Here is an 8,038-nt window from a genome sequence, read left to right on the forward strand (position 1 = left end):
ACGCTCCGCGTCACAAGTCTGTGTGTCACCGCGTATTCAAGGGCGTCAGCAGACCATCAATTCAACACACCATCCAGAATCGCATACACAATCCCCGAACCCACGGCGATCAGTACGACGTCGGTGCCCAGGCGTCGCCATTCGTAGCCGTCATAATGTGGCAGGTATTGCAGCGAGCGGCTGTCCAGGCGTTTACCGTAACCAGGTGGCAACGGACGGCCTTTGACGATGTGTACACCAGGTGGCAGCGGCTGGCCTCGGCCGATGACGTCGCGGTGCTGCTGGAAGGTCTCGCGTACCGGGCCGAAATCCTGCGGTGGGCGGTTGCCGCCACGGTTGTCCTGATGGGCCTGTCTGCCTGGCTGACTGGACGGGCTCTTGTCTGGACCCCTGCCGTTATCGTTGCCCGGTCCACGGTCATTGCCACGCTCGTTATGCCCGCCGTTGTTCTGCGGTCCCTGCTGCTGGCCGCCGCGGTTGTCGTCCGGGCCATCACCGCGCTGGTCAGGCGGCGCCGCTTGCAGTAGCGGGCTGGCGCTGATCATCAAGATACCCAGCCCGGTGATAAAACGGTTTGGCAGTTTCATGGTGCTTCCTCAGCTTCACTCAATGCAGCAAAAAGGGGTTCATGACATTGGTCATGAACCCCTTGTGTCGTGCTACATAGAACCGCTGATAGCGCTTTGATTCCTTTGTATCAGAAACTTTACCCTCAGCCGATGCGTGCGTTACGTACACCTTCGGCCAATGCGGCGCACAGAGTCAACACGCCATCGATTGCCTTTTCAGGCGACTCGGCAGTGGCGATCTTATCGACGAACGCCGAGCCCACTACAACGCCGTCTGCCAGGCGAGCAATGGCCGCTGCCTGCTCGGGTGTGCGGATACCGAAACCGACGCTGATCGGCAGGCTGGTGTGGCGACGCAGGCGTGCGATGGCTTCAGTAACGTGCTCGGTGGTCGCCGAGCCAGCACCAGTTACACCGGCAACCGAAACGTAGTAGACAAACCCGGAGCTACGCTCCAACACACGCGGCAAGCGCGCATCGTCGGTGGTTGGCGTGGTCAGGCGGATGAAGTCGATACCGGATGCCTGTGCAGGCGTTGCCAGTTCGGCGTCGTGCTCAGGAGGCAGGTCAACGATGATCAGACCGTCGACGCCCGCTTCTTTTGCCTGCGCCACGAAGGCTTCGACGCCAAAGCGGTGGATCGGGTTGTAGTAACCCATCAGCACAATCGGCGTGGTCTGATCGTTCACACGGAATTCGCTGACCATCTGCAGGGTTTTCTGCAGGGTCTGGCCCGCGTCCAGAGCGCGTAGCGTAGCGAGCTGAATCGCCACACCGTCTGCCATCGGATCAGTGAACGGCATGCCCAACTCGATCACGTCAGCACCCGCAGCAGGCAGGCCCTTCAGGACTTGCAGCGAGGTGTCGTAGCCTGGGTCGCCGGCGGTGATGAAAGTGACCAGCGCCGCACGACCTTCGGTTTTCAGCTGGGCGAAACGTTGTTCGAGACGGCTCATACCAGCTTCTCCTGAGTTTTTTCGGCGGCTGCCATATGGTTCATGACGGTTTGCATGTCTTTGTCACCGCGCCCGGACAGGCACACGACCATCAGGTGGTCGTCGCGCAGGTTGGTTGCCCGCTTCATGGCTTCGGCCAGTGCGTGAGCGGTTTCCAGTGCCGGGATGATGCCTTCGAGCAGGCAGCATTGATGGAAGGCATCCAGCGCTTCGTCATCGGTGATGCTGACGTACTCGACGCGTTTCACTTCGTGCAGGAAGGCGTGCTCAGGGCCGATACCCGGGTAGTCCAGGCCAGCAGAGATCGAATGCGCGTCAGTGATCTGCCCGTCGCCATCCTGGAGCAGGTAGGTACGGTTGCCGTGCAGTACGCCCGGTACGCCGCCATTGAGGCTGGCCGCGTGCTTGTCGGTATCCACGCCGTGACCGCCCGCTTCAACGCCTATGATTTCTACGCTGGCGTCATCGAGGAACGGATGGAACAGGCCCATGGCGTTGGAGCCGCCGCCCACGCAGGCGATCAGGCTGTCCGGCAGACGACCTTCCTTCTCCTGCATCTGCTCTTTGGTTTCCTTGCCGATGATGGCCTGGAAATCACGCACCATCGCCGGATACGGATGCGGACCTGCCACAGTGCCGATCAGGTAGAAGGTGTCATCGACGTTGGTCACCCAGTCACGCAGGGCTTCGTTCATCGCATCTTTCAGGGTGCCGGTGCCGGAAGTGACTGGTACGATTTCAGCGCCCAGCAGCTTCATGCGGAACACGTTGGCCTGCTGACGCTCGATGTCGGTCGCGCCCATGTAGATCACGCAAGGCAAGCCAAAGCGCGCCGCGACGGTAGCGGTAGCAACGCCGTGCATGCCCGCGCCGGTTTCCGCAATCAGGCGTTTTTTGCCCATGCGCTTGGCCAGCAATACCTGGCCGATGCAGTTGTTGATCTTGTGCGCGCCGGTGTGGTTCAGCTCTTCGCGCTTGAAGTAGATCTTCGCGCCGCCACAGAATTCGGTCAGGCGCTCGGCGAAGTACAGCGGGTTTGGACGGCCCACGTAATCGCGCTGGAAGTAGGCCATTTCCTTGGCGAACTCCGGGTCGGCCTTGGCGGCTTCGTACTCGCGGTTGAGGTCTAGCACCAGCGGCATCAGGGTTTCAGCCACGTAGCGGCCGCCGAATGAGCCGAACAGGCCGTTGGCGTCGGGGCCGCTGCGGAAGTTGGTCTGGGTCATGAAGTGCTCCAGTTGCAGTATTGGGCGAATGAATTGAGCCGGATCGGCAATGGGTCCACTTTAACCAGCGCACGGCTCGATGAAAACCGATAAGATCGCTGCAACCGGTCAGGAAAACTCACAGATCATGAGCCGCGACCTTCCTCCCCTCAACGCCCTGCGTGCCTTCGAAAGCACCGCCCGACTTGGCAGCGTCAGTCAGGCCGCCGAACAGCTGAACGTGACGCACGGTGCTGTCAGTCGCCAATTGAAAGTGCTTGAAGAGCACTTGGGTGTAAGCCTGTTCAGCAAGGACGGACGAGGCTTGAAACTCACAGATGCAGGCATTCGGTTACGCGATGTGAGTGGCGAAGCATTCGATCGATTGCGCGGCGTATGTGTCGAACTGAGCAAGGGCAGCGCAGACGCGCCATTCGTGTTGGGATGTTCCGGCAGCCTGCTGGCGCGCTGGTTCATACCGCGTTTGAGCCGTCTTAATGCCGAGTTGCCAGACCTGCGCCTGCACTTGTCGGCAGGTGAAGGCGACCTTGATCCGCGCCGGCCCGGCCTGGATGCATTGCTGGTATTCGCCGAGCCGCCGTGGCCTGCAGACATGCAGGTTTTCGAACTGGCGAGCGAACGAATCGGGCCGGTCTTGAGCCCACGCTTCGCGCGATTCGAAAGTCTGCGCGATGCACCCGCCGCAGCACTGCTCAAAGAATCACTGTTGCAAACCACCTCACGTCCGCAAGCCTGGCCAAGCTGGGCGCAGCACAACGGCATCGATCCGCGATCATTACGTTACGGGCAGGGTTTCGAGCATTTGTATTATTTGCTGGAGGCGGCTGTGGCGGGCCTGGGCATTGCGATTGCGCCGGAGCCTTTGGTCATCGATGACCTTAAAGCCGGTCGCCTGGCTGCGCCATGGGGTTTCAGCGAAACCCCGGCGCAGCTGGCGCTTTGGGTACCCAGACGTGCGACCGATGGACGGGCGCGACAGCTTGCTCAGTGGTTGAAAAATGAGCTGAAGCGGTCTGAGGACCCGATCAGGATCTGATCAGTTACCGCGCTTGAACAGCATGTAGGCAGTGATCAGGCCAATGGCACCTACCGCAACACCAGCGGTGGTCCAAGGGTGCTCCTGAGCATAGTCACGAGTTGCCAGTGCATTTTCGCGGGTTTTCTCTTTAACGTCTTCGTAGACATCGCTGAGCAGGCTGCGCGAATGGCTCAGTGCGCTTTCAGCGTTGGCTTTCAGATTTTTCAGTGTCTTGCGCGACTCGTCGGTAGCATCGGCTTTCAGGCCCTCGAGGGACTTCAGGAGGCTCTCGATCTCAGCTTCCATACTCTGCAACGAGGCTTTGCGAAGTGACATAGTAGCCATGGTGTTTCTCCTGCAATGATGAGTGGGCGTGTTGTTTCCGACTCCGGGCTTTTTGGAAAGTGCGATGGGATTTTTGCAAAGCGCTGAACTTTTGCGCGCGTTCTCCTGACAGAAGCAGGGAGCGCGGTCTATATCGCGTCTTTTCCAGACCTTCAGGAGAACTGCCATGACCGATCATCACACGTACAAAAAAGTTGAAATCGTAGGCTCTTCCACTACCACTATCGAAGACGCCATCAACAACGCCCTGGCCGAAGCCAGCAAAAGCCTCGACCTGATGGAATGGTTTGAAGTGACCGAAACCCGCGGCCATATCGAAAACGGCAAAGTCGCGCATTTCCAGGTCACCTTGAAAGTCGGCTTCCGCATTACCAATAGCTGATGCCCTTCTGAATCTTTCGGCTGGCCGATTGCCTACACACTCAGATATGGCCACACGGTTGATGTGTGGGCGTGGGGGTTTTCAATGGGCGCCTGTTCCGATGGCGTCTTCATTTGGCCGGACGAGAGGGATTACCCATGAAGAAGTTTTTGTTGGCTGTAGGCTTGCTGAGCATTGCAGGCACTGCCCTCGCGGCAGGCAAGCCATGTGAAGAGTTGAAAAGTGAAATCGACGCCAGACTCCAGGCGAAGGGCGTAACGTCCTACACGCTGGAAGTGGTCGAGAAAGGCAGCGCGTCCGACAAGCAAGTCGTCGGCACCTGCGAAGGCGGCACCAAGGAAGTCGTTTACCAGCGCGGTTGATTGCCAGCCGGGCCTGACTCAGGTCGGTTCGCCCGGCTAATCCCGTTTGCAGGTTTCACGAACAGCATCGCCCCGGACTGTCATCCAGTCCGGGGCGATGCTGTTTTTGAAGCCCGCGTTGTGACCCGAAAGGTTGCTATCAGCCGTGTGCGACCTGCGCCAGAATCTCGTAGGACCGCAGCCTGTCCTCGTGCTCATACATGTCGCACGTGAAGATCAGTTCATCGGCATCGGTCTGTTCAAGCAGCACATCCAGTTTGGCGCGGATCTTGTCCGGGCCACCCACCATCGCCAGCCCCAGGAAGCTTGCCACCGCTTCACGCTCGTGCGGCAGCCACAGGCCGTCCATGGACTCGACTGGCGGGCGCTGCATCAGACTGTGCCCGCGCATCAGCGCCAGGATGCGCTGGTAAACAGATGTCGCGAGGTATTCGGCCTGTTCGTCGGTATCGGCTGCCGACAGCGGAACGCCGAGCATCACGTAGGGTTTGTCGAGCACGGCCGATGGCTGAAAGTGATTGCGATATACACGAATCGCCTCATGCATGTAACGCGGCGCAAAATGCGACGCGAAGGCATACGGCAAACCGCGCATGCCTGCCAGTTGAGCACTGAACAGGCTCGAGCCCAGTAGCCAGATCGGCACGTTGGTGTCTGAGCCAGGAACAGCGATCACTTTTTGATCAGGCGTACGCGGCCCCAGATATTCCATCAGCTCGGTGACGTCATCCGGAAAATCTTCGGCGCTGCCGGAGCGTTCGCGGCGCAGGGCGCGAGCGGTCATCTGATCGGAACCTGGTGCGCGACCCAGCCCCAGATCAATTCGACCGGGATACAGGCTCGCCAGCGTACCGAACTGCTCGGCAACCACCAGCGGCGCATGGTTGGGCAGCATGATCCCACCAGCCCCGACACGAATGGTCGACGTGCCGCCTGCCAGGTAGGCGAGCAGCACCGAGGTCGCTGAACTGGCGATGCCGTCCATGTTGTGGTGCTCGGCCACCCAGAAGCGGTTGTAACCCAGCTTTTCAACATGCTGGGCAAGGTTGAGCGAGTTGCGCAGGGAATCGGCGGGCCCTTTGTCGTGGCGCACCGGCACCAGATCAAGGGTGGAAATTTTTACATCTGCCAGACGTTTCATAGGCCGGGGTAGCTCCTCGAATTGTGATGGGCTGGCTGCTAGAGCTGCCCACGATGAAACAGCAGTGCGGGCGCAAGTCTGGCTTTTCAATGGCAGGCGGATAAAAACCTACTTAAACGCTTGGTCTTTCCGACGGTTGAACTTTCCAGAGCTGTCTATCCTCAGAACCTTGTAACAGCATTGATCCAAATTCATCCCAAGAAGGAGCCACCATGAGCATCGTCAAGAAAGCATCCGCCCACTGGGAAGGTGATCTGAAAAACGGTATCGGCAGCATTTCCACGGAAACCGGCGTGTTGAAAGAAGCGCCTTACGGCTTCAAGGCTCGTTTTGAAGGCGGTAAAGGCACCAACCCTGAAGAATTGATCGGCGCGGCCCACGCAGGCTGCTTCTCGATGGCATTGTCCATGATTCTGGGCGGTGCAGGCCTTACTGCTGAGAGCATCGACACTCAGGCTGACGTGACGCTTAACCAGATTGAAGGCGGTTTTGAAATCAGCGCTGTGCATTTGACCCTAAAGGCCAAAGTGCCAGGCGCAACGCAGGAGAAGTTCGACGAACTGACCAAGCAAGCCAAAGAAGGCTGCCCGGTTTCCAAGGTGCTGAACGCCAAGATCACTCTGGATGCTACGTTGTTGAGCTGATCCACAGCGAGCTTTGCGGGAGCGCCTTGTGCGCTCCTTCATCTCCTGTATAAAGCTGACTTGCTTCATCGGTCATGCGTTCATTGGCGCATGGTTTGATTTTGATCAGGAGTCGAGCATGAAACGTTTTATTCTGGCAGTAACCTGCACCCTGCTGGCAACCAGCGCCCTGGCGGCGCCGAAATCCTGTGAAGAACTCAAGGATGAAATCGAAGCCAAGATCCAGGCCAACAACGTCACGTCCTACACGCTGGAAATTGTTAGCAACGAAGAGGCTTCCGATCCCAGCATGATCGTCGGCAGCTGCGACAACGGTACGAAAAAAATCATCTACCAGCTCAACGGTCGCTGATCAGATGCAGTGCCCCCCCCTCTTCTTCCTCCTCGGCCACCACCTTGCGCTCTGCATCGTAAAGCCAGGCGTCGACACTGTTCGCCAGTGAGCGTACCTCCAGCACATAACGCTGCCCGGCAGCGAAGTGGTCGTAACGAACACTGACGTAACACGTGATCTCGGTGTACTCGTCGCCGATCATCCCCATGCCGCCCGAGCGGTACTCGTAGTCATAACGCACCTGCAACTCATGGCTGCCCGGCGTCACCTGAAAGTAGCGGCCGTCGTAAGTGTTCTCGCCATCGAGCTTGTCGCCCATGATCAACTGGCCGGTGATGGTGCGCATGTCGACCCACGCCATGTCCGGATTGACGGTGGGCAAGGGGCCGGCGCATCCGGCGAGGGTGGCGAGAGTGAGTGCGGTTATCAGTATCAGAAGACGGTTTGGCACCGAGGTGTACCTCTGTTTAAAAAGGTTTAGTGGCAACCGTTGACATGACCTGCTGTTGGCCATTCATCCAGTCTGCAGAAACTGCGCAGCGTGTTTCGGTCAAGCGTTGGATAACGGCAAAATCGCTTCTCAGGTTTCGTGAAAAGATTGGTTCATGATGAGCAATTCGATTTCGAAGCAATCGGATTTGTTCGAGATCAGCCGCGATCTTTGCTCGGTGGGCAGATACAGTGAAGCACTTTTCGAGGTTTGGAAAAAAGCGGTATAGATAAGGAGTCCAGAGACGGCCTTCAAACCGTTTTGTGAACATTTTTTCCCAAAAGACGAATTTCAACTCCGCAATAACGGCCCCGGTTGTTCCACATTTCTGTCTGGCTCTTGCAAGCTCTTGTTTTGGCTTGAAAACCGGACCTGTAACATTGGGCAAGCTTTGCTCGAAGCCGGGACTCCAAGGCCACTCGGGGCCGTAAACCGAAGCGATTGCGTCTGCAACACCGTTACGAACAATCACCTCGCACAGGTGTAGCGGTGTAAGGAACGCTGCAGAGACGAGGGCGTTCCAGGCATACAAAGTGATGGCCTCATCAAGACCCGGGAGTATCAGTTTTTT

Annotated in this window: 12 protein-coding genes; 5 read left to right on the top strand and 7 right to left on the bottom strand. The window is 58.1% G+C overall.

The features are described from left to right. Window positions 1-56: 56 nt before the first annotated feature. From ALO64_RS13795 to trpB, 3 genes are all read right to left on the bottom strand, one after another. Window positions 57-587, bottom strand: coding sequence for an anti-virulence regulator CigR family protein (locus ALO64_RS13795; protein ID WP_044344902.1), 531 nt, complete (start codon window positions 585-587; stop codon window positions 57-59). A 125-nt stretch (window positions 588-712) separates the two neighbouring features. Beyond that, complete coding sequence (gene trpA / locus ALO64_RS13800; protein WP_005732766.1) at window positions 713-1,525, bottom strand: tryptophan synthase subunit alpha; 813 nt, start codon at window positions 1,523-1,525, stop codon at window positions 713-715. Continuing rightward, window positions 1,522-2,751, bottom strand: coding sequence for a tryptophan synthase subunit beta (gene trpB, locus ALO64_RS13805; protein ID WP_002551347.1), 1,230 nt, complete (start codon window positions 2,749-2,751; stop codon window positions 1,522-1,524). Before trpB ends, trpA begins: the two co-directional genes overlap by 4 nt. A 79-nt stretch (window positions 2,752-2,830) precedes the next feature. Here trpB and ALO64_RS13810 point away from each other — a divergent pair, with 79 nt between their 5' ends. Then, the gene (locus ALO64_RS13810) at window positions 2,831-3,787 is read left to right on the top strand and encodes a LysR family transcriptional regulator (RefSeq protein WP_044344903.1); all 957 of its coding nucleotides are present in this window, start codon (window positions 2,831-2,833) and stop codon (window positions 3,785-3,787) included. Here the strand turns inward: ALO64_RS13810 and ALO64_RS13815 are convergent, their stop codons facing one another. Then, window positions 3,788-4,114 (bottom strand): DUF883 family protein, encoded by a 327-nt coding sequence (locus ALO64_RS13815; RefSeq protein WP_044344904.1) that lies wholly within the window; start codon window positions 4,112-4,114, stop codon window positions 3,788-3,790. A gap of 166 nt (window positions 4,115-4,280) precedes the next feature. On the opposite strand from ALO64_RS13815, the gene ALO64_RS13820 reads away from it, so the two are divergent. Continuing rightward, window positions 4,281-4,496: a dodecin gene (locus ALO64_RS13820; protein WP_002551350.1), complete on the top strand. Its 216-nt coding sequence runs from the start codon at window positions 4,281-4,283 to the stop codon at window positions 4,494-4,496. Between the two features lie 137 nt (window positions 4,497-4,633). Continuing rightward, window positions 4,634-4,858: a DUF1161 domain-containing protein gene (locus ALO64_RS13825; protein ID WP_002551351.1), complete on the top strand. Its 225-nt coding sequence runs from the start codon at window positions 4,634-4,636 to the stop codon at window positions 4,856-4,858. 139 nt (window positions 4,859-4,997) lie between these two features. Here ALO64_RS13825 and ALO64_RS13830 read toward each other — a convergent pair whose 3' ends face one another. Continuing rightward, window positions 4,998-5,999: an LLM class flavin-dependent oxidoreductase gene (locus tag ALO64_RS13830; RefSeq protein ID WP_005732768.1), complete on the bottom strand. Its 1,002-nt coding sequence runs from the start codon at window positions 5,997-5,999 to the stop codon at window positions 4,998-5,000. A gap of 212 nt (window positions 6,000-6,211) precedes the next feature. Here ALO64_RS13830 and ALO64_RS13835 point away from each other — a divergent pair, with 212 nt between their 5' ends. Both ALO64_RS13835 and ALO64_RS13840 read left to right on the top strand, forming a co-directional pair. Then, window positions 6,212-6,643 (top strand): OsmC family protein, encoded by a 432-nt coding sequence (locus ALO64_RS13835; RefSeq protein ID WP_002551353.1) that lies wholly within the window; start codon window positions 6,212-6,214, stop codon window positions 6,641-6,643. A gap of 118 nt (window positions 6,644-6,761) precedes the next feature. Continuing rightward, window positions 6,762-6,995, top strand: coding sequence for a DUF1161 domain-containing protein (locus tag ALO64_RS13840; RefSeq protein ID WP_011167298.1), 234 nt, complete (start codon window positions 6,762-6,764; stop codon window positions 6,993-6,995). On the opposite strand, the gene ALO64_RS13845 is transcribed toward ALO64_RS13840, so the two are convergent. Together ALO64_RS13845 and ALO64_RS13850 are read right to left on the bottom strand one after the other, a co-directional pair. Beyond that, entirely contained in the window at window positions 6,982-7,428 is a 447-nt protein-coding gene (locus tag ALO64_RS13845) for a PA0061/PA0062 family lipoprotein (RefSeq protein ID WP_082303458.1), read from the bottom strand. The two genes, ALO64_RS13840 and ALO64_RS13845, sit on opposite strands and share 14 nt — an antisense overlap. A gap of 16 nt (window positions 7,429-7,444) precedes the next feature. Beyond that, window positions 7,445-8,038: hypothetical protein (locus ALO64_RS13850; protein ID WP_054991730.1), on the bottom strand; the 594-nt coding region annotated here is incomplete at its 5' end.

Source organism: Pseudomonas meliae (assembly GCF_001400515.1).
Taxonomy (GTDB): Bacteria; Pseudomonadota; Gammaproteobacteria; order Pseudomonadales; family Pseudomonadaceae; genus Aquipseudomonas; species Aquipseudomonas amygdali.

Excerpts from the sequence above, each read along its gene's own strand:
- ALO64_RS13820 (WP_002551350.1), top strand. The coding sequence starts at position 4,281 with ATGACCGATCATCACACGTACAAAAAAGTTGAAATCGTAGGCTCTTCC.
- ALO64_RS13825 (WP_002551351.1), top strand. The coding sequence starts at position 4,634 with ATGAAGAAGTTTTTGTTGGCTGTAGGCTTGCTGAGCATTGCAGGCACT.
- ALO64_RS13840 (WP_011167298.1), top strand. The coding sequence starts at position 6,762 with ATGAAACGTTTTATTCTGGCAGTAACCTGCACCCTGCTGGCAACCAGC.
- ALO64_RS13810 (WP_044344903.1), top strand. The coding sequence starts at position 2,831 with ATGAAAACCGATAAGATCGCTGCAACCGGTCAGGAAAACTCACAGATC.
- ALO64_RS13795 (WP_044344902.1), bottom strand. The coding sequence starts at position 587 with ATGAAACTGCCAAACCGTTTTATCACCGGGCTGGGTATCTTGATGATC.
- ALO64_RS13835 (WP_002551353.1), top strand. The coding sequence starts at position 6,212 with ATGAGCATCGTCAAGAAAGCATCCGCCCACTGGGAAGGTGATCTGAAA.
- ALO64_RS13815 (WP_044344904.1), bottom strand. The coding sequence starts at position 4,114 with ATGGCTACTATGTCACTTCGCAAAGCCTCGTTGCAGAGTATGGAAGCT.
- trpA (WP_005732766.1), bottom strand. The coding sequence starts at position 1,525 with ATGAGCCGTCTCGAACAACGTTTCGCCCAGCTGAAAACCGAAGGTCGT.
- trpB (WP_002551347.1), bottom strand. The coding sequence starts at position 2,751 with ATGACCCAGACCAACTTCCGCAGCGGCCCCGACGCCAACGGCCTGTTC.
- ALO64_RS13830 (WP_005732768.1), bottom strand. The coding sequence starts at position 5,999 with ATGAAACGTCTGGCAGATGTAAAAATTTCCACCCTTGATCTGGTGCCG.